Annotated in this window: 20 protein-coding genes, 1 tRNA gene and 3 pseudogenes; 19 read left to right on the top strand and 5 right to left on the bottom strand. The window is 59.2% G+C overall.

Going from position 1 to position 25745, the window contains the following annotated elements:
- Window positions 1–56: 56 nt before the first annotated feature.
- Window positions 57–1175, bottom strand: a complete 1119-nt coding sequence (locus OMP38_RS12330) for an acyltransferase (RefSeq protein WP_277565444.1) — start codon at window positions 1173–1175, stop codon at window positions 57–59.
- Window positions 1176–1345: 170 nt separating this feature from the next.
- On the opposite strand from OMP38_RS12330, the gene polA reads away from it, so the two are divergent.
- The 5 genes and pseudogenes from polA to OMP38_RS12305 all read left to right on the top strand — a co-directional run bounded on the left by polA (window position 1346) and on the right by OMP38_RS12305 (window position 7369).
- Window positions 1346–4048: a DNA polymerase I gene (gene polA, locus OMP38_RS12325; RefSeq protein WP_277565443.1), complete on the top strand. Its 2703-nt coding sequence runs from the start codon at window positions 1346–1348 to the stop codon at window positions 4046–4048.
- 64 nt (window positions 4049–4112) lie between these two features.
- Window positions 4113–5066 (top strand): DNA-formamidopyrimidine glycosylase, encoded by a 954-nt coding sequence (mutM, locus tag OMP38_RS12320; RefSeq protein WP_277565442.1) that lies wholly within the window; start codon window positions 4113–4115, stop codon window positions 5064–5066.
- Window positions 5067–5179: 113 nt separating this feature from the next.
- Window positions 5180–5989, top strand: coding sequence for a manganese efflux pump (locus OMP38_RS36635; RefSeq protein ID WP_477100072.1), 810 nt, complete (start codon window positions 5180–5182; stop codon window positions 5987–5989).
- A 191-nt stretch (window positions 5990–6180) separates the two neighbouring features.
- A pseudogene (gene coaE / locus OMP38_RS12310) lies at window positions 6181–6790 on the top strand (dephospho-CoA kinase).
- Window positions 6791–6829: 39 nt separating this feature from the next.
- Window positions 6830–7369 (top strand): lytic transglycosylase domain-containing protein, encoded by a 540-nt coding sequence (locus OMP38_RS12305; RefSeq protein ID WP_277565441.1) that lies wholly within the window; start codon window positions 6830–6832, stop codon window positions 7367–7369.
- Between the two features lie 83 nt (window positions 7370–7452).
- Here the strand turns inward: OMP38_RS12305 and OMP38_RS12300 are convergent, their stop codons facing one another.
- Window positions 7453–7674 (bottom strand): alpha/beta-type small acid-soluble spore protein, encoded by a 222-nt coding sequence (locus OMP38_RS12300; RefSeq protein WP_277565440.1) that lies wholly within the window; start codon window positions 7672–7674, stop codon window positions 7453–7455.
- 116 nt (window positions 7675–7790) lie between these two features.
- Between OMP38_RS12300 and nrdR the strand changes: the two are divergent.
- The 5 genes and pseudogenes from nrdR to lgt all read left to right on the top strand — a co-directional run bounded on the left by nrdR (window position 7791) and on the right by lgt (window position 11480).
- Window positions 7791–8253: pseudogene (nrdR, locus tag OMP38_RS12295) on the top strand (transcriptional regulator NrdR).
- Between the two features lie 176 nt (window positions 8254–8429).
- Window positions 8430–8506: transfer RNA gene (locus tag OMP38_RS12290), tRNA-Ala, on the top strand.
- A 231-nt stretch (window positions 8507–8737) separates the two neighbouring features.
- A pseudogene (locus OMP38_RS12285) lies at window positions 8738–9480 on the top strand (ZIP family metal transporter).
- A gap of 586 nt (window positions 9481–10066) precedes the next feature.
- On the top strand, window positions 10067–10399 hold the full coding sequence (locus OMP38_RS12280; RefSeq protein WP_277565439.1) for a hypothetical protein: 333 nt from the start codon (window positions 10067–10069) through the stop codon (window positions 10397–10399).
- 148 nt (window positions 10400–10547) lie between these two features.
- Window positions 10548–11480 (top strand): prolipoprotein diacylglyceryl transferase, encoded by a 933-nt coding sequence (gene lgt, locus OMP38_RS12275; protein WP_277565438.1) that lies wholly within the window; start codon window positions 10548–10550, stop codon window positions 11478–11480.
- 59 nt (window positions 11481–11539) lie between these two features.
- Here lgt and OMP38_RS12270 read toward each other — a convergent pair whose 3' ends face one another.
- Entirely contained in the window at window positions 11540–12403 is an 864-nt protein-coding gene (locus OMP38_RS12270) for an AraC family transcriptional regulator (protein WP_277565437.1), read from the bottom strand.
- A gap of 178 nt (window positions 12404–12581) precedes the next feature.
- On the opposite strand from OMP38_RS12270, the gene OMP38_RS12265 reads away from it, so the two are divergent.
- On the top strand, window positions 12582–16361 hold the full coding sequence (locus OMP38_RS12265; protein WP_277565436.1) for a glycosyl hydrolase: 3780 nt from the start codon (window positions 12582–12584) through the stop codon (window positions 16359–16361).
- 141 nt (window positions 16362–16502) lie between these two features.
- Here the strand turns inward: OMP38_RS12265 and OMP38_RS12260 are convergent, their stop codons facing one another.
- Window positions 16503–17378, bottom strand: coding sequence for a helix-turn-helix transcriptional regulator (locus OMP38_RS12260; RefSeq protein ID WP_277565435.1), 876 nt, complete (start codon window positions 17376–17378; stop codon window positions 16503–16505).
- A 121-nt stretch (window positions 17379–17499) separates the two neighbouring features.
- Here OMP38_RS12260 and OMP38_RS12255 point away from each other — a divergent pair, with 121 nt between their 5' ends.
- The 4 genes from OMP38_RS12255 (at window position 17500) to OMP38_RS12240 (ending at window position 22446) form a co-directional block, all read left to right on the top strand.
- Window positions 17500–19002 (top strand): L-fucose/L-arabinose isomerase family protein, encoded by a 1503-nt coding sequence (locus OMP38_RS12255; RefSeq protein WP_277565434.1) that lies wholly within the window; start codon window positions 17500–17502, stop codon window positions 19000–19002.
- A gap of 85 nt (window positions 19003–19087) precedes the next feature.
- On the top strand, window positions 19088–20071 hold the full coding sequence (locus OMP38_RS12250) for a cache domain-containing protein (RefSeq protein ID WP_277565433.1): 984 nt from the start codon (window positions 19088–19090) through the stop codon (window positions 20069–20071).
- Entirely contained in the window at window positions 20001–20864 is an 864-nt protein-coding gene (locus OMP38_RS12245) for a sensor histidine kinase (protein ID WP_338130565.1), read from the top strand. Before OMP38_RS12250 ends, OMP38_RS12245 begins: the two co-directional genes overlap by 71 nt.
- 1 nt (window position 20865) lies before the next feature.
- Window positions 20866–22446, top strand: a complete 1581-nt coding sequence (locus OMP38_RS12240; RefSeq protein ID WP_277565432.1) for a response regulator transcription factor — start codon at window positions 20866–20868, stop codon at window positions 22444–22446.
- Between the two features lie 11 nt (window positions 22447–22457).
- Here OMP38_RS12240 and OMP38_RS12235 read toward each other — a convergent pair whose 3' ends face one another.
- Window positions 22458–22736 (bottom strand): hypothetical protein, encoded by a 279-nt coding sequence (locus OMP38_RS12235; RefSeq protein WP_277565431.1) that lies wholly within the window; start codon window positions 22734–22736, stop codon window positions 22458–22460.
- A 7-nt stretch (window positions 22737–22743) separates the two neighbouring features.
- Between OMP38_RS12235 and OMP38_RS12230 the strand changes: the two genes are divergently transcribed.
- The 4 genes from OMP38_RS12230 to OMP38_RS12215 all read left to right on the top strand — a co-directional run bounded on the left by OMP38_RS12230 (window position 22744) and on the right by OMP38_RS12215 (window position 25725).
- Complete coding sequence (locus OMP38_RS12230) at window positions 22744–23892, top strand: ABC transporter substrate-binding protein (RefSeq protein WP_277565430.1); 1149 nt, start codon at window positions 22744–22746, stop codon at window positions 23890–23892.
- A gap of 88 nt (window positions 23893–23980) precedes the next feature.
- Entirely contained in the window at window positions 23981–24892 is a 912-nt protein-coding gene (locus tag OMP38_RS12225) for a carbohydrate ABC transporter permease (protein WP_277565429.1), read from the top strand.
- Window positions 24882–25205: an ABC transporter permease family protein gene (locus tag OMP38_RS12220; protein WP_277565428.1), complete on the top strand. Its 324-nt coding sequence runs from the start codon at window positions 24882–24884 to the stop codon at window positions 25203–25205. Before OMP38_RS12225 ends, OMP38_RS12220 begins: the two co-directional genes overlap by 11 nt.
- A complete protein-coding gene (locus tag OMP38_RS12215; RefSeq protein WP_277565427.1) occupies window positions 25162–25725 on the top strand; it encodes a carbohydrate ABC transporter permease in 564 nt (187 codons plus the stop codon). The genes OMP38_RS12220 and OMP38_RS12215 overlap by 44 nt, the downstream gene beginning before the upstream one ends.
- Window positions 25726–25745: the final 20 nt, after the last annotated feature.

Here is a 25745-nt window from a genome sequence, read left to right as displayed (position 1 = left end):
ACCAGAAAAATAAGGGAATGAAACGTCTTTTTATCGCGATGCGGCCGTCTTCTTTTTTAGGAACCGAGGAGGTGCCGAACAGCATCCATGCCCATCGGAAATTGCGCTGAATCGCCCAGGCGATCCCCCCATGCGACCAGCAGCGCCGCGAGAAATTCGCAGGCGTAATAGACATGGAACAGCATGCCGTTGCCCGGGACCGGCAGGTCGCGGTAGTAGTAAAGCACGGCCGGGTGAATTAGGTAGATGCCGAACGAGCAGACGCCGATATTGCCGAGCATACGGGTCCACACCGCCTTGGGACGGCGCATCAGGACATTCGAGAGCAGGAACAGCGAGATCGCCGACATGAGATTGAATACAAACTGCGTATAGGCGAACACCTGACCGTCTGCCCAGTCCTTATTTACCAAACCTTGATATCGCAAATACACATAATAGGCGCCGGACAACATCCATAGCGCGTAGGCAAGCAGCACGGACAGCCGGCGTACGGCGGGACGGGCCGCGAACCAGGACAGAATCCGTTCATAGTGGATGGCGACCCACATGGCCACGGCGAACACGCCGAAGTAGGAGATGAACAGGCTGCCGGTACGGTGGAGAACGTTCGGCCATCCGGTCTGATGGACGATGTACTCCCGGTTCAAGTAGAAATAGGCGAACTGAAGCACAATGCCGATCCACCAAATATGGCGGCGGACCCAGCCGCTGCGGAGCGCGAGCAGCAGGACCGGGAAAAGGATGTAGTACTGGATGATGACGAACATAAAGTACAAGTGGCCGTAAGCCTGTCCGGTGAGCAGCTGTCCCAGGAATTTGGTCGCCGAATCGGGGGGCGGCGCGAAATCCGCTTTTAGAAAAAAGTACAGCAGGCTGAAAATCGCGTACGGGAGCACGGCGCCCCAAATGCGTTTGCGGTAAAAAGTGGCGATCGTACCGCCGTTCAAAGGCTTGCCGACGTAATTGTAGGTCAGTACGAAGCCGCTGATGAAAATAAACGCGGGCACGGCGAAGACGGCGAATTCGTGCAGGAACACGTATACACCGTAAAAGGAAGACGACGTCTGCAACTGAACTAGAGCATTGCTCGTGGAGTGAATCATGACGACGGCCAATATCGCCATCGCGCGCATCAAGTTGATCTCCGGGATGTAGCGCCTCGCTTGGGCCAACGCAAACTCTCCTTACGGTTCAAATATATTAGCAATATTAACACAGCCCGCGCGGGCGGAGTGCTTAAACTTTCCTTAATACGGCCCGGCGCCTGACGTCGCCCGGCCTCCGGCGTTTATGGTATGATTGTTCTTAATGGAAGAAGAACGGATGGAGCGTGCGTAAACCGATGGCAAAACGATGGAAAATCGAGCAAGGCGAAGGCGGGCGGGACAAGCTGCTCTTAATTGACGGCAACAGTATCGTATTCCGGGCGTTCTACGCGATGCCGCCGCTGACGAACGCTGCCGGCTTGCAAACGAACGCGGTGTTCGGGTTCACGACGATGCTGCTCAAGGTGCTCGAGGAAGAGCGTCCGACGCATCTGATCGTGGCGTTCGACGCGGGCAAGACGGTATTCCGGCACGAGGGCTTCGCCGATTACAAAGGCGGACGGCAGAAGACGCCGCCCGAGCTGTCCGAGCAGTTCCCGCTGCTCAAGGAGCTGCTGGACGCATTCTCGATCTCCCGGTACGAGATTCCCGGCTACGAGGCCGACGATATTATCGGCACGCTCACGAAGCAGGCCGAGCAGGCAGGCATCGAAGCGGTCGTCGTCTCGGGAGACAAGGATATGCTGCAGCTGGCGTCCGAGCGGACGAGCGTGCTCCTCACGCGCAAGGGCGTGAGCGAGACGGAGCGCTATACGCCCGCGGCGATCGGGGACAAGTACGGTCTGACGCCGCTTCAGATCATCGACCTGAAGGGACTGATGGGCGATGCCTCGGACAATATTCCGGGCATACCCGGCGTCGGGGAGAAGACCGCGCTCAAGCTGCTTGCGGAGTACGGCAGCGTCGAAGAGGTGCTGGCGCATGCCGGGGAGATCAAAGGCAAGCTCGGCGAGAACGTGCGGAGCAACATGGACTCGGCGAAAATGAGCAAGGAGCTGGCGACGATTCTTCGCGAGATCCCGGTCGAACGGAACTGGGAGCAGCTCGCCTGGGAAGGCGCCGAACAACCGGCGCTGCTCGCCGCGCTGCGCAAGCTCGAGTTCAAGTCGCTCATCGAGCGGCTGGCGCTGAGCGAAGGCGAAGCGGACGCGGCGTCCGTCGCCGCAGCCGCAGCCGCCTACGAGACGGTGCGCGTGAGCGATGCCGCGGACTGGTCCGCGCTCGCGGAGGCGCTCCCGCACGCCGAGAGCTTCATCCTTGATGCGAATGGCGACAACCCGCATCAAAGCGAAGGCATCGGCATCGCGATCGCCGCAAGAGAGCGGGTATACGCGCTGCCGTTCGAGGCGCTGCTATCGGCGCCCGAAGCCGCGCCGCTGAGAGATTGGCTTGCGGATGCCGGCGCGCCGAAGACCGGCTACGACCTGCACCGCGCGGAGCTCGTGCTGGCACGCCACGGCCTCGAGCTTCGCGGCCAAGCGTTTTGCTGCTCGCTCGCGGCGTATCTGCTCGATCCGACCGATGCGGACCCGTCGCTCGTCGGCCTGCTCGCGAAGGCGGGCCTCCCTGGCATCGCATCGGACGAATCGGCTTACGGCAAAGGCGCGAAGTTCCGCGTGCCGGAGCCGGAAGCGCTCGCCGCTCATCTGGCATCCAAGGCGGACGCGGTCCGGCGGCTCGCCTCGCGGCAGGCGGCCGAGCTCGAAGAGGCAGGCATGAAGCCGCTGTTCTACGAGCTCGAGCAGCCGCTCGCGATCATCCTCGCCGACATGGAAAAGCAGGGGATCGTCGTGCAGGCCGAGGCGCTCGAGGAGCTGGGCAAGGACTTCCAGGCGCGGATCGGCCAGATCGTGAGCGAGATTTACCGGATCGCGGGCTTCGAATTCAACATCGGCTCGACCAGGCAGCTGGGCGAGGTGCTGTTCGACAAGCTCGGCCTGCCCGTCGTCAAAAAGACGAAGACCGGCTATTCGACGGACGCCGAGGTGCTGGAGAAGCTGGAACCGTACCATGAGATCGTGCGGCTCATCCTGCACTACCGCCAGCTCGCCAAGCTGCAGTCGACGTATATCGAGGGCTTGCTGAAGGAAATTCGGCCGGAGGACGGCAAGATTCATACCTACTACCGCCAGACGATCGCGGCGACGGGCCGGCTGAGCAGCCAGTATCCGAACCTGCAGAACATTCCGATCCGCATGGAAGAGGGGCGCCAGATTCGCAAGGCGTTCGTGCCTTCCGAGCCGAACTGGCAGATCCTCGCCGCCGACTACTCGCAGATCGAGCTCCGGGTGCTGGCGCATATTTCCGGGGACGAGGGGCTCAAGGAAGCGTTCCGGCTGGAAATGGACGTCCATACGAAGACGGCGATGGACGTATTCGGCGTCAGCGCCGAACAGGTGGACGGCAATATGCGCCGCAGCGCCAAAGCCGTCAACTTCGGCATCGTCTACGGCATCAGCGATTACGGGCTTTCCCAGAATCTTGGCATTACGCGGAAGGAAGCGGCTGCTTTTATCGAGCAGTACTTTGCCGCCTTCCCGGGCGTTCGTCGCTACATGGACGACATCGTCGCGCAAGCGAAGAAGGACGGCTACGTCAAGACGATGCTCGAGCGGCGCCGTTATCTGCCGGATATCCGCTCGTCGAACTTCAATTTGCGCTCGTTCGCGGAGCGGACGGCGATGAATACGCCGATTCAAGGGACGGCCGCCGACATTATCAAGCTCGCCATGGTACGCATGGCCGAGGCGTTGAAGGATAAGGGGCTTAAGAGCCGAATGCTGCTGCAGGTGCATGACGAACTCGTATTCGAGGTGCCGCCGGACGAGCTGGATACGATGAAGAAGCTCGTGCCGGAGGTGATGGCTTCCGCGCTGCAGCTCGACGTGCCGCTGAAGGCGGAGGTTAGCGCCGGCGTCAACTGGTACGAGGCAAAGTAAACGAATCGTGCCGGTTCGGCGTTGTGCGAATCGATCAGTCACCTTAGAGAAAGGATGAACGGAAATGCCGGAGCTCCCTGAAGTAGAGACGGTCAGGCGCACGCTGAGCGAACTGATCGTAGGCAAGCGAATCCGATCGGTAACGGTGCGCCTGCCGCGCATCTTGCAGAAGCCGGACGATCCCGACGTGTTCGGCGCGATGCTGGAGGGGCGGACGTTTACGGCCGTCGAGCGGCGGGGCAAATTTTTGCGGCTGATCCTGGACGGACTCGTGCTCGTCTCCCATTTGCGGATGGAAGGCAGGTACGGCATGTTCGCGGACGACGCGCCGCTGGACAAGCATACGCACGTCATTTTCCATTTCACGGACGGGACCGCGCTGAGGTACACGGACGTGCGGCAATTCGGCACGATGCATCTTTTCCCGACAGGAGAGGAACTCGCGTCGCCGCCGCTCGCGAAGCTCGGGCTTGAGCCTCTCGAAGCGGACTTCACCGCGGAAGCGCTGATGGGCTCGCTCGGCCGCAGGAATACGAAGATCAAGCCGCTCCTCCTGAATCAGGAATGGATCGTGGGGCTCGGCAATATTTATGTAGATGAGGCGCTGCATCTGGCGGGCATTCATCCGGAGCGCATGGCCGGCGAGCTGAAGCCCAAGGACTGGCGGAGGCTGCATGAAGCGATCGTGACGACGCTGACGGCGGCGGTCGAAGCCGGCGGTTCATCGGTCAAGTCTTACGTCAACGGACAGGGCGAGATGGGCATGTTCCAGCATCGGCTGCGCGTATACGGCCGCACCGGCGAGGCGTGCCCGGCCTGCGGGCACCCCATCGCGAAGTCGGTCGTCGGCGGACGCGGCACGCATGTGTGCGCGAAATGTCAAAAGCCGCCGAAGGGTGCTGCAGGACCGGCGAGCGGCATCAGCGCGGCTGCTTCGAAGCGGTACCGCGAGGGCGGCAACGCCGTAAAGCGCAGGCTGGAGGGCTCGGCTGAAGGCTCGGTTGCCGGCGAATCGTAACCGATTGTTCGAATTGAAGCGGGCATTCGCCCGCGCTTCTGCATAGGATGAACAGAACCGTCGTTCCCTACCCGGGTTCGTCGGCATGTATTCGCCATGCAGGAGGTACGGTCATGCTCGCACATTCGGCATCCTTGTTATTTCTCGCGTTCGCGGTCAGTCTGGACGGCTTCGGTGTCGGCATTACGTACGGTCTGCGCAAGATTCGCATCCCGCTTCCGTCCATCGCGATTATCGCGGCCTGCTCGGGCGCGGTTATCCTGCTCTCCATGCTCGTCGGATCGCTCATCGCCGGATGGCTGTCGCCTTACGGATCCAAGGCCGTCGGCGCGGCGATACTGATTGGAATCGGGACCTGGGCTTTGATCCAATTCGCGCGAAATCGCAAAGCGGACGAAGAACAGACGCAGACCGACGCGGCGCACGTTGGGAACGCAGTCGGGGGAGCGAGCCAGGGTCTGGCGCTGGGCGCCAAGGACGACGGAGCTTCGGTTGGGAAGTCCGGCGTTGCGGCGCCGCAACCAGCGGACGCCGAAGGCGCCGTGCCGATGCTGACGCTTGAGCTTCGCGTATTCGGTCTCATCATCCAAATTTTGCGGACGCCTTCGGTCGCCGACGTCGACCGGTCGGGGATCATTACTTCCGGGGGAGGCGCTGCTGCTCGGTATCGCTTTGTCGCTGGACGCTTTCGGCGCGGGCATCGGGGCTGCGCTCGTCGGATTTCCGGCGGTGCCGACCGCGATCTTGATCGCCGCGGCGAGCGGCATGTTTCTATGGGCCGGCATGCGCATCGGATTTTTGGCGTCGGGTCTGCGCTGGGTGCAGCGGTTAACCGTATTGCCGGGAATTATTTTAATCGCAATGGGCATATTCAAGCTGATGCAGGCTTCTTGAGGTCCGCAGCAATCCACTCACAAAAATGAATTCATGCCATTATCCCATTGACTCAGCAGAATGTTCGGCAGCCGGTTCGTTGAACCGGATCTGAGCCGAGGGGATAATGGCATGGCTGGAGAACGGCAGGGGCGGTCGATCCGGATATCGAGGATCTGCAACAGCCCTTTCGTAAGGAGCGAACGACGGCTTATGGAGCCGCTGCAAGGAGGTTAGCAGGATGAACATCGGATTGACCGGCGGCATCGCCACCGGCAAGAGTACAGTCGCACGTATGCTGGTCGCCCGCGGGGCGGCGCTCGTCGACGCGGATCGAATTGCCCGGGAAATCGTCGAGCCCGGACAAGCCTCGCTCGCCCGGATCGCGGAGCGGTTCGGGGCAGGCGTCATCCAGGAGGATGGCACGCTCAACAGGCGCCTGTTGGGGACGATCGTATTCGCCGACTCGGAAGAGCGAAAAGCGCTTGAGGCGATCACGCATCCGGCCATTCGCGAACTGATGCGCGAGCGGATTGCCGAGCTGGAGGCAGATCGGCCCGACAGGCTGGTCGTGGCGGACATCCCGCTGCTTTACGAGTCGGGGCTGCAGCATCTATATGAAGGCGTCATGGTCGCGTACGTCCCCCCGCGAAGTTCAGCGGATGCGTCTGATCGAGCGCGACGGGCTGGCGCCAGAGGAAGCGGACAAGCGAATCGGCGCGCAGATGGATATTGAAACGAAGCGGCAAATGGCCGATTACGTCATTGATAATAGCGGCACGATCGTCGACACGGAAGCGCAGTTGGATCGCTTCTGGCGCTCGCTCCACTCGGGAACGATACCGTTATGAGCAAAAAAAAGGACAAGACCGAAGCGAAAACGCTGGTTTTTGGCGCTGTTCCTCATCGTCGTCGCGCTGCTGTTCATCCGGTCGGAATGGCTGGGGAAGATGGTGTATCCGATTCAGTACCAAAAGGAGATTCAGTCGAATGCGGACCGATACGCGGTGGATCCACGCCTGATCGCGGCCGTCATCCGGGTCGAATCGAACTTCGAGCCGGACGCCGTGTCTCCGAAGGGCGCGATCGGCATCATGCAGATCATGCCGGACACCGCGGAGTGGATCCTCAAGCAGGATGACTTCGGCAGCATCACGATTAAGCTGGCAGGCGAGCGGGCGGACGCAGGCATTCGCTTAGGATCATGGTATCTTAAGGAGCTGCTGCGTCAATTCGAGGGCGATCCGGTGAAGTCCCTGGCCGCATACAATGCGGGACCCGGCAAGGTGAAGCAGTGGCTTCGGGACGGCACGTGGGACGGCCGGGAGGACACGCTGTCGGACATTCCTTACGGAGAGACCCGGCGATATGTGCAAAAGGTGCTATTTTACCGCAAGAAATACGACGAACTGTATGACAATTGGTCTTGAGCGCGTTAAAATGGAAAAGAAGCCCTGAAGCGCGAAGCTTCAGGACTCCTTGTTATTGAAGTACTTAGGTGAAGAGCATGAACTTAGTAACGGCCTGCGAGTTGTTGCTCGGCGATTTGGACCAGGCGCTTGGTGATGCTGCCACCAATCGAACCGGTGTCGCGAGTAACCATGTTCCCGTAGTAACCGTCTTGCGGGATTGCGATGCCGAGTTCTTGAGCAACTTCATACTTCAGTTGGTCAAGCGCACCGTGAGATTGAGGTACGACCAGGTTGTTGCTGTTGCTGTTGTTTCCTTGGCTCATGTTGTTCACCTCCTCGCGGTTGGTAAACGTATTATGTGCCTTATCCCCGGATTCATGTAAGGGAAGGCTTGGAAATTTAAAAAAAAGTTTCTCTCGTCAAAGGAGAGCCGTGACATATGAAATGTCCTTATTGCGACTACAACGGTACGAAGGTGCTGGACTCCCGTCCGGCCAACGACAATAAGTCGATCCGCCGGCGTCGCGAATGCGAATCCTGCAATCGCCGCTTCACGACGTTCGAGATGGTCGAAGAGACGCCGCTGATCGTCATTAAAAAAAGACGGCAGCCGAGAGGAATTCAGCCGCGAAAAGCTGCTGCGCGGCTTGCTGCGGGCATGCGAGAAGCGCCCCGTGTCCGTCGGGCAGCTCGAGATCCTCGTCTCCAACGTCGAACGCGAGCTTCGGAATACCGCCCAGGCGGAGATCGACAGCAACATGATCGGCGAGAGCGTCATGGAGCAGCTGTACCCGGTCGACGAGGTCGCCTACGTGCGCTTCGCGTCCGTGTACCGGCAGTTCAAGGACATCAACATGTTTCTCAAGGAGTTGAACGTGCTCATTAACAAGCACGGGATTTGACCGATTGAACCTGCCGGCAGGATTGAATGGAATGATGTTGCGGACAAGCTCTGCGCCTCGGTCGGGCAGGGCTTTATGCTCCAATCTAATGAAGGATTTTAGTTCAAAATGTTGTTGACATGCCTTTTGTTCCTGTGATAAGATCATTCTTGTCGCCAACGAATGACAGATCATATGGGGCCATAGCTCAGCTGGGAGAGCGCATCGCTGGCAGCGATGAGGTCAGGGGTTCGATCCCCCCTTGGCTCCACCAAACAACGACCACCTACCACGTCCGACCGGGACGTGGTTTTTTTGTTGTTTGGCGGAGCCCCGTAGGGGGCGGATCGATATCTACCGCAGACGAGTTGCGCAAACCCATCCTACTCTTATCTGTTAGGATCTGTTGGTTTAACTTGTGTAGGTCATGTTTAAAGTTTTTTTATAAAAATACAGAAGTCTCAAGTTTAAGTCTAACGGGGCTTAGGAGCGGGGGGATTTTCAGATGTGGCAGTCTGCGATGTGGGGCGGTATTTCTGGATCGGCAGTGCTTCTGGGGGCATTATTCGCCCTGTATCTCAAGATTCCAAAGAAACTGATCGGGTTTATCATGGCATTCGGCACAGGCGTTCTGATCGGTGCGGCAACCTATGAACTGGTTGGCGAGTCCGTTCGGAAAGGCGGACTGGAGCCGACAGGAATCGGATTTTTTGCAGGCGCTGTCGTCTTCACTGTGTTGGATTGGTGTGTATCGAAGTATGGGGGCGCCAACCGCAAACGATCGGAGGGGCGCTCCCTAAGCGCATCTGGCGAAAAAGGCAGTGGAATGGGCATTTTTATCGGCACGGTGATGGATGCTATTCCCGAATCTATCATGATCGGCGCCAGTCTAATATCAGGCGCAGGCGTCAGTATTCTGCTGGTTGTGGCGATCTTTATCAGTAACGTCCCGGAGGGACTGTCGAGCACGGTCGGGTTGAAAAAGGGAGGATATTCAAAAACCGTAATTTTGGGGCTATGGGTTGCCGTACTCTTCATATCGGCTCTGGCATCCTTAGGCGGATACTTTTTTTATGGATCATGCAGGCGACTATGCAACGGCGATCATTGCATCCTTTGCGGGGGGGCGGGATTATCGCTATGACCGCTTCAACGATGTTGCCGGAAGCCTATGAGGAAGGCGGACCATTCATCGGTCTCATGGCCGCTTTGGGCCTCTTAGCGTCGCTGATTCTTAACCGTCTGTGAGGAGTGACCACAACAAATAAACGGCCATATCGCATCGAACATCGACTGCTGCCATTAGATCGATATCGATGCGCATCAGAGCAAATGATCCTAAAAGTGCAATTCAGACACGCCGATCAGGCGTGTTTTTGCATTTGGCGTGCAGGTTTCGTGAAGGATAATCAGTTTCACCAAACCGACCTGAGAAGACCGCAGGGCGGCATCGGTATATACCGCAACGCTATGCATCGACGATGTTGCTTCGGCGGCAATGGGAATGAGGTCGCTTTAATTTGAAGTACATGGACAAACTAACGATGCTCCATAATACGGTTTAAACACTTCATTATCAAAAAAAAAGCAGGTGGAACCCATTGATTTGGTATTTATTAGGAGGAATAGGGATGCTTGTTGTTTTAGGCGGAGCTTACATGTCCTTCGGTACGATGAAAAAAACAGCAGCATAAGGAATTTGAAAAAAAGAATGCCTGAACACGTCGCAAGTCACCCGGTTTCACATAATTCTATACTGATATGGTACATCGTGGGTCCCATTGCGGCTATCGTTCTAGGGCTTCTTATAGTGATGATATCGAGGTGAGCAAAGTTGGAAAAGAAGAAATATTATGTCTCCATGCAATCCAGATCTATATTTAATGAGCAAGGACAAGCGCCATACGAATTGGAAATTGAAGCGACGGATTTTGAAATTACAAATCTTCGACAGTTGTTCAATGATTGGGAAGAAGCCGACCAGGCAACCTTTTTCCGGACGGTCACTCCGGGTTTGCCTTATCATCACGATCCTCAAAATGATAGGTATGACCAGTTATTGAAGGAATGTTATACATTAATTTATGAATGGGGTACCGAAGATACGAAACACCATTTAAATTCATTTTTACAAGATTTACAAATGGGCCACCATCAAGAGGAATAAATTCTAAAAAGCGCTTCTATAAGTAACAGGTCGCCATGGGGCTGGAGGCTGCGGGGGGACCTGTTTTTTTTGGTTCTAAAGTGAATCGCCGTAATTCAGTCGTCAATCTGTTATGATAGAATAGCACAGAGCAAGAAAGGAGATTAAGATGTTAAACCCAATCGCATTCCAGCTTGGTCCCATCCCAGTGCACTGGTACGGCATCATCATCGGACTAGGCGCTTTAATCGGCGTTTCACTCGCCATTCGGGAAGGCAAACGATTTGGAATGCCTTCCGACTTTTTCATGGACCTCATTCTTATTGGCATGCCTTCCGCGCTAGTCGGTGCCAGAGCGTATTATGTGGCTTTTGAATGGGATGCATACAAAGGACGCCCTTTGGAAATGATTGCGATCTGGCATGGCGGCATCGCGATCTATGGCGCATTGATCGGCGCTGTCATAGCCGCCGTGATTTATACGAGACGCAAGGGCTATCACTTTTGGCGAATTGCAGATATTTGCGCGCCTGGACTCATTACCGGTCAAATGATTGGGCGCTGGGGAAATTTTATGAATCAAGAGGCTCACGGCGGCGAAGTTTCGGAGCACTTTCTTCGGCATACGCTTCATTTGCCGAATTGGCTCGTGAATCAGATGTATATAAATGGAGCATTTTACCATCCAACCTTTTTGTATGAGTCGCTTTGGAGTTTAGCCGGCCTGGGACTGCTTCTTATCGTTCGGCGCCTGCCCAGACTCAAAGCCGGCGAAATATTCATGGGTTATCTGATATGGTATTCGCTTGGCCGCTTCTTTGTCGAAGGCGTTCGAACGGACAGTCTGGCGTTTGCCGGACCCGACTGGCTCGCATCGGCGATTCGATCGCTTTGGTCGCCGATGAACTTTTTCGGTTGGGGCGCGATGGAAGCCGGCAAAAACATTCGCATTTCGCAATTGCTTGCTATCGGCATTATCGGAGTTGCCCTCCTATTGATCGCATACCGGAGAACGAGAGCAAATGTGGCTGATTATTCGGATCCTATCGAACAAGCAGCGGCGAAGCGGGCGGTTAAAACATTAAACAACCCAGTTCATTAATTAAAGAAGCAAGGATTGTAGCGACTTTTTGTCGCTTTTTTTTTTATGAAAGTCAAAGCTTATGCGATTGGGGACGAATCGGGGACGAAATCCACAGATTTCACACCTCCCCGCGCGCCCAAATTCTGAATTTGGGCGGTGTCATCTCCGAATATTGCAGGAACATGCGGGTGAAGTGCGCGCGTTCCATCCCCAGCTCCCCCCGCGATCCGGCCGATCGTCCAATCGGTGGCCAGCAACAGCTGCTTCGCTCGATCCATCCTTAGTCTGATTAAATATTGGTGAGGCGTCGTCCCGAAGGCGGATTTGAAGTATCTGAAAAAATACTTGGGGCTGTAGCCGAAGGCGGAAGCGATCTCCTCGACCGTCACCGGACCCGAGGCGTGCGCCTCCATATAATTCGCGATATCGTTCAGCCGCTGCTGCGTATGGGGCTGCGCAAGTCTCGGCTTGATCCCGGGGGCGTCCCAAAGCAGCCGGAGCAGCTCGTACATCGAGGCTTTTACCGTGAGCGGCGCCCATTCGTCGCTGCTGTTGAAGGCTTCGATCAGCCTGGCGAACAGCGCCTCCGCTTGCCCGGGCGCGTCCAGCCGTATGCGAAGCGGCGTGTCCACTAGCCGGAAAAGAGGCAGTTGGCCGACATGGGCGTGAAAGTGGCAGTACATCTGCCGGAACGGACGAAGCGGGGAGGTCGAATAGGAGATCCGGGCGCCCGCCGGGAGGATATAAGCTTCGCCGGGCTGCGGGCGGTAGGCATGGTCTCCGATCTCGAGCGTGCCTTCTCCTTCCAAAAACAAGTACACGCAGTTATTGACGGTAACGTGCTGTCGATGCCGCCAGTCCAAAGGTACGCGGACGTGTCCGGCCAACGTGACCGACAACCTTAAATCCGCCAGATGCCGTTTCAAGTCTGCGCTATTCATCCCCATCCTCACCCTTCCAAGCGAAGTTCGTTCCCCTAGGCCATCGTATCATAATTAAGGACAAAAGTAGGTTACTATTCGGCACAAACGCGTGAGTTGCTCGTCTAGTGCCTCGCATCTTCGTCGGATAGGATGGAGAGAAAACTGCACATCGCTGCGAGTCAAGGAGGGCACGGAAATGCATAACGAAGCGAAGCCGACGGCCGGACAGGTGACGGCCGCTGTATCCCACAGACCGTCCAAGCCGGCGGGATATCCCAGCAGAGAACCGGACCTCGACGTTTATCCCGGGTTCGTCTCGCCGCCCGAAGGCTATGGCGAGGTCGCTTTCTACTGGTGGCTCGGCGACCGGCTGGACAAGGAACGGCTGGAATGGCAGCTGAATCAGTTGAAGGATCATCGTGTGACGGCGCTGCAGATCAACTACGCGCACAGCGACGAGGGCGGACAGTCGTTCGGCCTGACCTATCGAAGCGAGCCGCCTCTCTTTTCCGAAGCGTGGTGGGAGCTGTTCGCCTGGTTCGCCGGCAAGGCGGGGGAGCTGGGCATATCGGTCAGCCTGAGCGACTACACGATCTGCACGCCGGGACAGGGCTGGTATGCCGACGAGATTCTGGCGGCGCATCCCGAGCTGAACGGTGCCGTGCTGGCGCACGCGGAGTGGCCCGGGGAAGCGGGACGGACCGAATGGGCGCTTCCGGCCGGCACGCTGAGCGTGACCGCGATTCGCGGGAGCGAGACGGAGGGAAAACTGCCGCTCGTACTGGACGTTACCTCCTTTGTCGAGCAATCCGTGCTTCGCTGGCAGCAGCCCGAGGGGAGCTGGCGGCTGGTCGCCGTCTATGCCGAAGCGAAGCCCCTTTCCATCGATCCGATGCATCCGCTGAGCGGCGCGCTTGTGATCGAGCATTTTTTTCAACGCTTCGAGGATCGATTGGCCGGCGTACCGAACGCCAGGCTCGGCTTCTTCTTCTCCGACGAGCTGGACTTCGGACTGAAGGGGCATCTGTGGAGCGATGCGCTGCGGGAGACGTTCAAGCGGGACAAGGGCTACGACCCGATTCCCGAGCTGGCCGGCTTGTTCACGGACATCGGCCCCCGGACGGAGAAGATCAGGCTTGATTACGGAGACGTCATGGTTCAGCTGTCCGAGGACCATTATTTCCGTCCTGTGTTCGAATGGCATCAAGAGCGGGGACTTATATACGGCTGCGATCACGGCGGCCGCGGCAAGGATACGACCGAATTCGGCGATTACTTCCGCACGCAGCGGTGGAATCAGGGACCCGGCTGCGACCAGCCGAACTTCGAATGCGATCTGATGAAAAATAAAGTCGCCAGCTCGATCGCCCATCTGTACGAGCGTCCGCGCACCTGGCTTGAAGGCTTTTACGGCAGCGGCTGGGGCACGAACACGGCGAATTTGACCGATGCGATCTTCCGCAATTTTGTCACGGGCCACAACCTGCTCACGCTGCACGGCCTGTATTATTCGACACACGGCGGATGGTGGGAGTGGGCGCCGCCGTGCAATCATTTCCGCATGCCCTACTGGACGCAGATGAAGTCGCTGATGGCTTGCACGGAGCGCCTCAGCTACTTGCTGAGTCAGGGCGTTCACGTCTGCGACGCGGCGATCGTCTACCCGGTGGCGAGCGTCGAAGCCGGACCCGACGGCGAGATAGCCGTCTCGACTGCGTTCGAAGCGGGCGAGCGTCTGTATGCGCAGGGAATCGACTTCGATTTTATCGATTTTCAATCGATCGAGCGGGCGGAGACGGCGCAAGGCAAGCTGGCGGTCGCGGGGGAGACGTACCGGGTATTGATTGTGCCTGCCATGCGAACGCTTCGTTATTCGACGTTGCAGCAGGCGCTGGCCTTCTACCGGGCTGGCGGGATCGTCATCGCGCTGGGCGCGCTGCCCGAGGCGAGCGACCGCGCCGGCTCGTCGGACCCTGTGCTCGACGAAGCTGTCCGCGAGCTGTTCGGACGCACGGCGGCAGAAGCGAGGGCTGTAGAAGGCGTCAGCGTGCAGCGCGGCGCGGCGGGCGGCCTGGCGGTGACGGCCGCGTCGGTCGAGGAGGCGATAGACGCGCTTGGCGAGTCGTTCCCGCGCGACTTCAAGTACGACGTCTCCTGCCGCGAACAAGCCGGTGCGGCTGAAGACGCCGATGGTGCGTACATGGCAGACGGGGCAGACAAGAATGACTATCCTTACGTTCAGCATCGCAGGATCGGCAAGCGCGACATTTATGCCGTCTACCGCGCGCCGCGAGGGGCGGTTTGCTTTTTCCGCAGCCGGGGGGCCGTGTCGCTGTGGAATCCGTGGGATGGCACAAGCGCGCCGCTTGCGGCAGAGCGGGTGACGGCGGAGGGCGCGTATATCCGGCTGCCGCTGGACCGGCGGCAGCTTCAGTTAATCGTGTTTTCGGAAGCTGCCGAAGCGACTGAATTATTTGAAATAGCCGAAGGGGCTGAAGTGGCGGATACGTTGAACGCCGCGGGGGACGCAGACGTCGAGGGCACGGCGCTTACTCGTTCGCTCGCGCAGGACGGAGAATGGTCGTTCGAGCTGCGCCCGACGATGGATAACCGGTTCGGCGACTTCAGGCTGCCGGGGGAGGAAACGTTGATCGGCGCGGAAGCGAGATATTTTAAATTCGCTTGGGAGACAGACGATTCCGCACAGTGGCATGCGCCTGGGCTGGACGATGCAGAATGGCCGTACACGCGTGCCGGCTTCGGGCCGCGCTTCTGGAAGCTCGGTCCGGTCCCGGCCGGCTCCGTCTCTGAAGCGCAGGAGCGCGATTGGGCGGCGATGGCGGCATCGCCCGAAGCGGGAGCTGAGGGTCGGGGCGTCGCTCGCTGGACGCCGTACACGTACTCGACGAGATTCGGACTTGCGCACGATCCGGGGCATCAGGGCTATCACGGCTTGAAGGGTAAGGTGACCGACTCGTTCATCGCGCTCGGCAGCCAGGTGCTGACGCTCACCGGCTCCCGCTATGAAGCCGAGCCTGAGGGCGACGTCTACTATATGTGGACGACGCTTCGCTCGGATCGCGAGCAGGAGGCGCATGTGCGCATCGGAGGCGAGATTCCAACCCGGATGTGGATCAACGGACGGGCGGTCGATCCGTCGCAGCATCGGACGATCGTGGTGCCGTCGGGCAGCTGCCCGTTGCTGCTGCGCTACGACGGCCCCGGACGCGGCTATGTCGTCTTCGAGGCGGTCGACGCCCCGGCGACGCCGGGAGCTGCTGCGATTCCGCTCGCGATGTCTTGGTACGACCAACCGGGCGTGCTGTCCTATGATGCCTATCCGGAGCGTCGGGAGCGGGCCGGCTGGTACCGGTTCACGGCGCCTCCGGGTCTGGCGGAGCTTGAGCTGACGGCGCACGGCCGGCCGGAAGTGTGGGTGCAGGGCGAGCGCTGCGAGGTGACGGCAATCGCCTCGGGCGCGGAAGGCGCACAGGTTTACCGCGTCGTTGTCGGCGGACCGGCGCGAGGCGTGTCCGCCGTGGCGATCCGCCTCCAGCACGAACAAGCCGCCTATTTGGGCGCCGGACTGCCGGAGCCGGTCAAGTTGCGCTGTACGGAAGGCCGCATGCTGGCCGGCGACTGGTCCCGGATCGACGGACTCGCCTGCTATTCGGGCGGCGCCGTCTATCGGCGGGAGCTGGACTGGACGCCGGAGAAGGAGCCGCGCCGCGTCCTGCTGCAGCTGGGCGACGTCACGGCCTCGGCGGAGGTGCTCGTCAACGGGCAGCCCGTCTGCACGCTGCTCGCGCCGCCTTGGGAGGCCGATATCGGGCGGTTGCTTAAGCACGGCGTCAATGAGATTGAGGTGCGCGTATACAACACGCTCGCCAATCACTATGCGACCATACCGACCCGCTACGGCGGCGAACGGACGTCCGGCTTGCTCGGGCCGGTTCGTCTGGAGATCGGTTACTGAGCCGCCTGCGAATAACCGCCTCATTCGGCAGGGCGATCTCAAACGGATCTGCGATAGAACCGCACATATGTTGTGCGGTTCTGCTGCCGCAAGCGCGTCTTGAGGTGTCGGGGCTTTGAAAGGTACATACGCGCCGCGCCATTACCGGCTCTTCCACTGCTTGCGATAGGCGAGCGGGGTCAACCCCGTGCGGTCCCGGAACAGGTTGATGAAGTGGCTGACATGATCGATGCCGATGCGCTCCGCGATGTCCGCGACCGGCAGCTCCGCGTATTTCAAATATTCCTTCGCATGGTTCATCCGCACCTGAATGAGATATTCGACGGGCGCAAGTCCGATGTACCGCTTGAACGTCCGCGACAGATTAAAGCGGCTGACCGCCAGCTCCGAAGCCAGCGCATCGAGCGTCAGTCTCTCCCAGTACCTCGTATCGATGGCCCGCACGGCCTGCCTGACGTACGAAGGGATGTCTCCGGACGACTGCCCGCTCCCCGAAGCGGCGGTCACGAGCTCCGTCAAGGCGTCGGTCAGCAGATTGGAGCACAGGAGCTCGGTGTGTGCGAAGTGGAAGCGATGCAGGTCGATCAGACTTCGGATTCGACCGGGCATGGCGGAGCCGTCGCCGAGCGCGAGGACGGGAGACGGCGAAAATCCGGTGAAGGCTTCATAATAATGGCGGGCGTGGCTGCCGTTCAAATGCACCCACAGCAGCTCCCAGGGACCGTCCTCGCAGGCGGCATAATGCTGATAGGTCTTGCAGTCGATAAAAAACACTTGACCAGGCGTCAATTTATAAGATTTATCCCGATAAGCGAGCCTGCCCGATCCGGCTACCGTGTAGACGATCAGGTAGGAGTCGATGCCCTCGCGTTCGGTAAAGTAAGGCGCGCTCGCGTAAAAATGTCCGACCTCTTGAACAAAGTAAAGCGCGGCCTGCGCGAATTCGGAGGGCGTGGCGATCAGCCGGACGGAGTCCGCGGTCCAGTCGGGAGAGACGTTGACATAAGAAGCCGGCATAAAGGTCTCCTATCCGCAAGAAACTGCGATTTTTAGTCAACTTTCTTCGATGATAACGACATTATAAACGTTTACAATCGGTTTATAAAGCTGTTATTATACCAAGAAATGAGGGATAGTCTTGTCTATTCTGTCCGCTATCAAGCCGCACCGAAAGGCGCGCATCGGTCTTTATTCTGTCGGTTTGCAGGCTTACTGGGAGCAATTCCCGGGATTGCGCGAGCGTCTGGAAGCCTATGGCCGCTTCATCGCGGACAAACTGTCCGACTGGGCGGAGGTGTTCAACTTCGGCCTCGTCGATACGGAGGGCGCTGGCCGACGCGCCGGCGAATGGCTGAACCGGCAGGACGTCGATCTCGTCTTCTGCCATGCCGCCACCTACTCGACCAGCTCCACCGTCCTGCCCGTGCATCAGATCAACAAGGCGCCAGTCGTCTTCCTCAATCTGCAGCCGACCGAGCGGATCAACTACGCCGCGACGACGACCGGCGAGTGGCTGGCGCATTGCGGGGCCTGTCCGGTGCCCGAATTCGCCAACGCGTTCAACCGGGCGGGCATTTCGTTCCGCGTCGTGAACGGCTTGCTGGGCCTGAGCGAGACGCCGGCCGCATCGCTGACGAACGAGATCACGCACGAGCGCGAAGAAGCGATCCGCGCCTGGCGGGAGATTCGGTCCTGGGCGCTGGCCGCCGCCGTGCCGCGCACGCTCCGACATAGCCGTTTCGGATTTCTGGGCAACACGTACAGCGGGATGCTGGACATGTACAGCGACTTCACGATGATCCAGGCGCAGACCGGCCTGCATGTCGAAGTGCTGGAGATGTGCGATCTCGACCGGCTCCTCCAGTCGGTGACCGGCGAAGAAGTGAAGCGCAAGCTTGCGGAAGTGCGGGACATGTTCGAGCTGAGCGGGGACTCCCCTTCTGATCCGATCGCGCGGCAGCCGACGACGGAGCAGCTCGAATGGTCCTGCCGCGTCGCGGCGGCGCAGGAGAAGCTCGTGCGCGAGTACGATCTCGACGCGCTCTCCTACTACTATCACGGCGCGCCGGGCGGGGCTTACGAGAAGCTGCAGGGCGGGTTCATCGTCGGCCATTCGCTGCTGACGGCACGCGGCATCCCTTGCTCCGGCGAAGGGGACCTGAAGACCGCAGTAGCGATGAAGATATGCGATATTCTGGGCACCGGCGGCAGCTTCTCGGAGATCGTCGTCACGGATTATGTGGACGGCACCATCCTGCTCGGCCATGACGGGCCGTTCCATATCGCGATCGCCGAAGGCAAGCCGATTCTTCGGGGGATGGGACTGTACCATGGCAAGCAGGGAACCGGCGTCTCGGTCGAAGCGAAGGTCGCATCGGGTCCCGTCACGACGCTGAACGTCACGCAGACCGGCGACGGCCGGCTGAAGCTGATCAGCAGCGAGGGCGAGTCGACCGACGGGCCGATCATGCGGATCGGCAATACGCAGACGCCTGTGCGCTTTCGCGAGCATCCCGACGCTTACATGACGAAGTGGTTCGCCGAGGCGCCTACGCATCACTGCGCGCTGTCGGTCGGACACAACGCGTCCTTGTTCGAGAAAGTCGGGCAGCTGCTGCAGATGAAGCATGTGACGCTATAACAACCGGGCCCGCTTTCACTTCGGCTTGGCGTCTTAGCGGCCGGCGAGCGGAGCGCCAACCTATACCGGGAGCGATCGAATCGACATGAACCGAAGCAAGCTCTACAATTTGACGCTCGGTCAGAAGTTCGCCGGCCTGATGTTCTTGTTTATTTTCCTGCCGCTCTGCGCGGCGGCGATCGTGATTAACGCCACGGCCGCCGACGCGCTGACGGCTAAAACCAAAGAGAATCTGCTGCAGGTGCTGAAGCAGACGCGCTTCGGACTCGACAATATCGTCCGGGAGACCGACTATTTGTCGCTGACGATCTTGTCGGACGACCCGATGCAGGAGCTGATTAAATACTACGAGCGCAAAGCTTACCTTGACGTGGAAAAGCGCAAGGCGGAGCTTTATTTGTCGTTTCAATCGCTGCTCGACAGCAGGCCGTTCATCCACTCCATCTCGATCAGCAGAGGGGAGGAGGTATTGTTCCAATACGGTACGCCGGTGTCCAGCGAGGACACGCGCTTCGAGCGGGAAGCGAAGTCGTTGAAGGGCAAAGTGCTGTGGACGCCGCTCTATTCGCTCCCTCATCTGGTCAAGGGAGGCGGGGACACGCCCGTCGTCTCGCTCGTGCGGGCGATCAACGATCTGGATTCGCCGAAGCAGCTGGCGATCGAGCGCATCAGCATTCAGGAGTCGACGCTTGCCCGCACGTACGCGGGCGTCCATTCGTGGAAGGGGGGGAGCGATCTTCATCCTCGGGCGGGACGGGCGTGTACTGTCTTCGCCGGACCAGGGGCTGCTCGTGTCCGGCGCGATCGACAAGCGGTTCGGCGGCCGGCCGGCCTGGCTGGATGCGGAGGAGGGCTATGCGACGCTCAAGGACGCGGGCAAGGCGAGCACCGCGCTATTTTACACGCTCGGGACGACCGGATGGAAGGTCGTCGAGGTCATTCCGAATCGGGAGCTCAGCCCGCAGATCGGCATCGTCAACCGGTTTATCCTCGTCTGCATGACCGTCTGTCTCGTATTCGGCATTTTGTTCGCGCTGCTGCAGAACCGAAGCGTCATCCGGCCGCTTAAGCAGCTGCACAGGGAGATGAGCAAGGTCAAGAACGGCTCGTTCCACATTGGGCTCGATATCCGGACCGGGGACGAGATCGGGCGCGTCGCCTTTATTTTCACGGGCATGGTTCAGCAGATTCAGGATCTCATCGAGCGTGTGTACAAGGGGCAGTTGCGGGAGAAGGAGGCGGAGCTGAAGGCGATGCAGGCGCAGATCAATCCGCATTTTCTTTACAATACGCTCGATTCGATACGCTGGATGGCGGTGAAAAACAAGGACTATGAGGTCGGCGAGCAAATCGAGGCGCTGTCGGATCTGTTCCGGCATTCGCTTAATCAGGGGAAGGAAGCGACGACGCTCAGGGAGGAGATCGACCACCTTCGCAATTATTTGCTTATCCAGCAAACCCGTTTTTCCGACAGGCTGTCCTGCCTGATCGAGGTCGACCCGTCCGCCCTCGACGCGGAGATTCCGAAGCTCGTGCTGCAGCCGCTCGTCGAGAATGCGATCGTGCACGGCCTTGAGGACGAGCCGCGCGGGGGACGAATCGAGGTTCGTGCGGCGTATGCGAACGGCGAGATCGCGATCACCGTTCGGGATAACGGAAAAGGAACCGATGCGCTGCCGATCCGCGCCATGCTGGCCGGAGATACGACAGGACGCGAAGCGTTCGCGCTGCTGAACATACACGAGCGGATCAAGCTGCGCTACGGAGAAGAATACGGTCTTGAATTCGACAGCGCGCCAGGCCGGGGAACGGTCGTCGTCGTCCGTATTCCCGCGCGAGAGACTACGAAGGAGGAACGCTGATATGGAACTGCTCATCGTGGACGACGAGGTGCACATTCGCACCGGTCTGACGGAAGGCGTCGATTGGTCTTCCGTCGGTTTCGACAAGGTGCTGAGCGCGGGCAACGGCATGGAAGCCTGGGAGCTGTTCAAGCGGCATTCGCCGGCGGTCGTCATCACGGACGTCCGGATGCCGGGGCTCGACGGGATCGAGCTGAGCCGGAAGATTCTGGAGCGGACGCGGGACGTGCGCATCCTGATCCTGAGCGGCCACGCCGACTTCGACTATGCGAAGCGGGCGATGCAGCTCGGCGTCGCGGATTATGAACTGAAGCCGGCCAAGATCCGAAATCTGCTGTCCTTCGCTTCGTCGGCGCGCGAGTCGCTGCTCAAGGAACGCCGGGAGTCGGAGGACAAACGCAGGCTTCTGTTCGCTCGCTGGGCGCAGACGGTGCAGCAAGCTCAGCCGCAGGCAGGTCCGGAGGCATCTTATCTCGCGCTGAAGCCGCTCATCGCCGATCCGGAGAAGGGCTATTACCGCGTGCTGCGCATCGATCTGGACAGGTTTCAGCCGGACCTGCCGCCGGCCGAGCTTTTTCCCGCATCGCTGCTGACCGCCCCTCCGCTCGACACGGCCGAGCTGCTCGTCGGCGAGACGAGTCCCGGCAAGTATACGCTGCTGTGCAGAAGCCATGCCTCGTCCGGCGCGCCCACCGACGCGCAGTGGCTAAGCTGGCTTGAGCGACTCGACGGGCATGTTCGGGGGCGCGGGCCGGCGACGATCTCGGCCGGCATCAGCACGCAGGGCAAGGCGGCGGATCTGGGTCGGCTGGCGCGCGAAGCGGAGACCGCCTGCTCGCTCAAGATCACGACGGGCAAAGGCGCCAAGACCGTCTATTCCAGCGCGCTGTCGGGCGAGGTGCGCGGGCTGTCGCTAGTCTCGGCCGCGCTCAGCCGCGATCGGGAGCTGAAGGAGGCGATCTGCCAGGCGGACAAGCTGTCGGCGGCGAAGCTGCTCGAGGACGAGCGGGTTCGCCTGAAGCGACTTGTCGGTCTCACGCCGAGCCATGCGGCGGCATGGGCGTCGGATGCCGTGCGTTTGCTCGTGCGGACGCTCGAGGAGATGGGCATCCGCTTTTCCGAACGCTACGGGAGTACGGGTTCGACTGCGACGGACCTGTCCGAATTCGATCGGCTGGAGACGCTCGACGATTATGCCGACAAGCTGCTGCGACTCTACGACGCCGTGCTGGGCGAACTGGGCGAGCGCAACGGACTGCGTCATTCGGTGTCTGTCCGCAAGGCGATCGAGGCGGTGCGCAGCCGCTACCGGGAGGAGCTGACGGTAGAATCGATGGCGGAATGGATCGGCATTACGCCGAATTATTTCAGCCATCTATTCAAGAAAGAGACGGGGACGGCGTTCCGCGAATACGTGAACGAGGTTCGGATCGCCGAAGCCAAGCGGCTGCTGAAGACGACGAACATGCTCGCCTACGAGATTACCGATCAGGTCGGGTTTCCCAATTACAAGCATTTTTGTCACGTTTTTAAACGCAGCGCCGGCTGCTCGCCTTCGGAATACCGACGCGCCGGATCGTAGAATCGCGGAACTTATCGTAGAACGGCGATCTGTGAATGCGCTTTCCTGTCCTCTATACTGAAAATCGAATACAACGCACAGACCAAAAGGGAGGACATCGAAACATGCGCAACATCAAAAAAAGCAGGAGTCGTTCTGACTGCGCTTACAGCGCTTGCGCTGACCGCCGCAGGCTGCGGCAGCGGCAACAACAATAACAATGCGTCCAGCAGCCCGTCCGGCGCCAGCCCATCCGGCACCGAGCCGGCGGCTTCTTCCGCCAGCGCCGCGCCTTCCCAGGCAGCGGCCAAGAAAAAGATGACCTTCTACGGCAAAATCGTCGAATACACGTCCGGCGAGAAAATGGTTGCCGCCATGCAGGATCAACTGAAGGATAAGTACGAGATCGACAGCATCCAGGTCGATTGGGCCAACCTCGAGAAAGTCGTCAAGACGGGCATCGCTTCCGGCTCCCCGGCCGACGTCTATGAATTTTGGCCGCAAAACATGAAAACGTTCGTTACGGCGCAGCAAGCGCTCGACCTGACGCCTTATCTGGAGGCGAACGGCGGCGAGTGGAAAAACGCCTTTAATCAGACGCTCCTCGATCTGGGCAAGTACGACGGCAAATACTACGCCGTTCCGCTCGGCTCCAACTTCTCGGTCGTGTACGTGAACAAAGATATCTTCGACAAGGCCGGCGTCGAAGTGCCGACGGAGTGGACCTGGGACAAGTTCCTCGAAGCGTCTAAAGCGATCAAGGACAAAGCGGGCGTCTATCCGTTCGCGATCGGCAAAGACCTGCAAAACTGGCTCGCGCGCAACGGCGTCATGAGCCTGGGCGTCTCCGAAGGCAAGCAGGACGCGCTGGCCGCCGGCGAAGTGCCGGCGACGGACGCGATCTTCTCGACCGTGCTCAAAAATATCAAGGATCTGTACGACAAGCAATACTGGTATCCGGGCAAGGGCGCGCTCACGATCTCCCGCGATGAAGCCAAGGCGGCGTTCTATCAAGGCAAAGTCGCGATGCTCGCCGAAGTGTCGGCTGACGCGCGCGGCATCATCTCGGGCGCCCAAGGCCTGAACGTAGCGGTCGCTTCGTGGCCTTCGATGGGCGACAAAAATGCCGTTCTCGGCGGCGCCGACGGCCTGTTCATCCCGGCCAATGCCAAGGACAAGGACGCTTCGGTCGAACTGCTCAAATCGTATCTGAGCGCCGACGTGCAAAAAATTCATGCGGATGAAGGCTATGCCGCCGCCAACGTGAACGTTCAAGTCAGCGATCCGGTCGTTCAATCGATCATGCAGCTGAGCGCGGACGTGCAAGCGAAGGAATTTTACAATCTGGGGCCGAAAATTTCCGACTTCTTCGACAAAGAACTGATCTCGAGCTATGTGCTCGGCAGCAGCGAGTCCGACGTGCTCGGCAAGCTCGAAAAGCTTCGCCAGCAAACGATTCAGCAATAGGCGACAAGCGTCATCGACGGAATGGGAGTGAACCCACGTTCATTCCCATTCCTTTATCCAATCAGTCGCCAAGCGACAGGAGGCCTGCATGATGAACTCTTCCCCTGACGCCCGAATCAGAGGACGGTCTGCGGTTAGCTGGACGGGCATCGCCTTTCTGCTTCCCGCGCTTGCTTTTATTTCTTTTTCCATTTTTATCCCGACGGTATGGAACTTGCTGCTCTCCTTCCAGCAGTGGGACGGCTTCAAGGATCGGAAGTGGATCGGACTCCGCAACTATACGGAATCGCTTAAGGACCCCGATGTGCTGCACAGCCTGTATCACTCTATCTTTCTCGCCGTCATGATTACGCTTCTCTCGGTGATCGTCGGACTGGCGCTGGCGGCCTTCGTGTTCCGACTGGGGCGCAAGGAAGGCTCGTTTTATCGGCTCGTTCTGTTTATGCCGGTCATGCTGCCCGTGGCCATCATCGGCCTGCTGTTCACGTTCATGTACAATCCCGAGATGGGTCTCGTCAACCAGTTCCTGCGTTTGATCGGCGCGGGCGCGCTTGCCGACGCATGGCTGGAGAACCCCGACACCGTGCTCTGGGCGATCGTCGTCGTCGGCGTATGGCGCATGTCCGGCCTGACCATGATGCTGATCTTCGCCGCGATGCAGAACATCCCGCAGTCGCTGTTCGAATCGGCCCGGCTCGAAGGCGCAGGCTATGCGCGGCAGTTTTTCTCGATCGTGCTTCCGCTCGTCAAGCCGATCCTGCAGTTGTCGGTCGTCTTTACGCTCGTCATGTCCTTCAAAACCTACGATCTGGTGTTCGTCATGACGGAGGGCGGTCCAGCCAACCTGTCCAAGACGATACCGCTGCAAATGATCGACTCGGCGTTTACGTTTAATGAATTCGGATATTCGGCAGCCATGGGATTTTTGCTGACCCTGGCGGTTATGCTCATCATCAGCCTGACAAGCCGGCTTCTGCGAGGGGAATCCTATGAATACTGAACAACTTGCCGACGGCACCAGACACCGTTGGGGCAGCCGCGCCGCCGTCCTGATCGGCATTCTTTTGACGCTGTACCCGATATTGTTCGTCTTGCTGACTTCGCTGAAGTCCACGCAGGAGTTTTTCGTCAACATATGGGGACTGCCGCACAGCATTGCCTGGGACAACTTTCCAAAGGCCTGGATCGACGCCCACATCAAGGATTATTTCCTTGTCAGCACGATCGTCGTCGTCTCCTCCGTCTTTTTTTATCGTTGTGCTCGGGGCGATGGCCGGCTACGCGCTGGCCCGGCTCCGCATCCCGTTCGCTGAATTGATCATGTTCATCATCCTGTCGACGACGATGCTTCCCTCGGAGTCGGTCATCATGCCGCTGTATATCATGATGAGCAAGATGCATATGATCGGCAAGCACTATACGTTGATTATTCCGTATATCGGCTGGGGGCTGCCGATGACGATCTATATTTTCCGCAGCTTTTTCCGCACGATTCCGTCCGAGCTGATCGAGGCTGCGCGCGTGGACGGCTGCACGGAAGCGCGCACCTTTTATTCGGTCACGCTGCCCCTCATGCTGCCCGCCGTCGCCACCTGCGCGATCTTCAACTTCGTCAGTTTCTGGGGCGAGCTGCTGTGGGGTTCGGTCTCGTTGTCTACGTCTTCGCTGAAGACGATTCCGATGGGGGTCATCGCGTTCAAGTCGCAGTTCTCGACGGACTGGGGGCCGTTGTCGGCGGCGATCTGCCTCGTGCTTATTCCGCTCATTATCTTCTTCCTGTTCGTGCAAAAGTATTTCGTGCAAGGCTTGACGGGCGGCGCCGTAAAGGGCTGACGCCCGGAAGCGCCGTGCGC

This window comes from Cohnella ginsengisoli (assembly GCF_029525555.1).
Classification (GTDB): domain Bacteria; phylum Bacillota; class Bacilli; order Paenibacillales; family Paenibacillaceae; genus Cohnella; species Cohnella ginsengisoli.
This window is presented reverse-complemented; position numbering and strand designations above follow the sequence as displayed.